The 1412-nt window shown below is 67.8% G+C and carries 1 protein-coding gene; it reads left to right on the top strand.

Annotated elements, in window-relative coordinates; all coding sequences use genetic code 11:
- On the top strand, nt 1-1412 hold a 1412-nt coding region (locus ACFQ7F_RS45870; RefSeq protein ID WP_383285759.1), incomplete at both ends, for an amino acid adenylation domain-containing protein.

Consider the following 1412-nt stretch of genomic DNA (forward strand, 5'->3'; position numbering starts at 1 on the left):
GATCAGGCCTCCAACCGGCTCGCCCACCACCTGATCGCGCACGGGATCGGCGTGGAGGACGTGGTCGGTCTGTGCCTGCACCGCAGCCTGGACCTCATCGTCTCCCTGGTCGCCGTCCTCAAAGCAGGCGCCGCCTACCTCCCCCTGGACCCCGACTACCCCCCGGCCCGCCTCACCCACATGGCCACCACCTCCCGCACCCCCCTCATCCTCACCCACCACCACACCCGCGACACGGCAGCCACCTTCGACCTGCCTCCGGCCACCCAGCTCCTGGACCTGGACACCGAACGCGACGCCATCACCGCCCAACCCGCCACCACACCTGGCCCGGTCATGGACCCGGCCAACGCCGCCTACGTCCTCTACACCTCAGGCTCCACCGGCCGGCCCAAGGGCGCCGTCAACACCCACGCCGCCTTCACCAACCGCATCGCCTGGATGCAGAACACCTACCCCCTCACCCCAGCCGACCGGATCCTGTTCAAAACCCCCATCGGCTTCGACGTCAACGGATGGGAATGGACCTGGCCCCTGACCACCGGCGCCAGCCTCCACCTCACCCCACCCGGAGCCCACCGCGACCCCCACCAACTCGCCCACCTCATCCAAACCCACCACATCACCGTCTGCCACTTCGTCCCCTCCATGCTCCGCTACTTCCTCGACAACCCCACCACCCACCACTGCACCACCCTCAAACACCTCATCGTCTCCGGCGAAGAACTCACCCCCCACCTCACCCACACCCACCACACCACCCTCCCCACCACCCAACTCCACAACCTCTACGGCCCCACCGAAGCCGCCATCGACGTCACCGCCCACACCACCACCCACAGCCACACCACCACCAACACCCCCATCCCCATCGGCACCCCCATCAACGCCACCGACCTCCACATCCTCGACACCCACCACCAACCCACCCCCATCGGCGTCACCGGCACCCTCCACATCGGCGGCACCCCCCTCGCCCGCGGCTACCACCACCACCCCGCCCTCACCGCCGACCGCTTCACCCCCCACCCCACCCACCCCGGCAAACGCCTCTACAACACCGGCGACCTCGCCCACTACAACCCCGACGGCACCATCACCTACCTCGGCCGCACCGACCACCAAATCAAAATCCGCGGCCAACGCATCGAACCCGCAGAAATCGACACCGCCCTGCACACCCACCCCGACATCACCCACACCATCACCACCACCCACACCACAGACGACGGACACACCCACCTCGCCACCTACTACACAACCAACACCCCCACACCCCCCACCCCCACCCAACTCCGCACCCACCTCACCCAACACCTCCCCCCAGCCATGATCCCCACCTACCTCACCCACCTCACCACCCTCCCCCAACACCCCAACGGCAAGACCAACACCACCCAACTCCCCCCACC

The sequence above is a fragment of the Streptomyces sp. NPDC056486 genome (assembly GCF_042795295.1).
GTDB lineage: Bacteria > Actinomycetota > Actinomycetes > Streptomycetales > Streptomycetaceae > Streptomyces.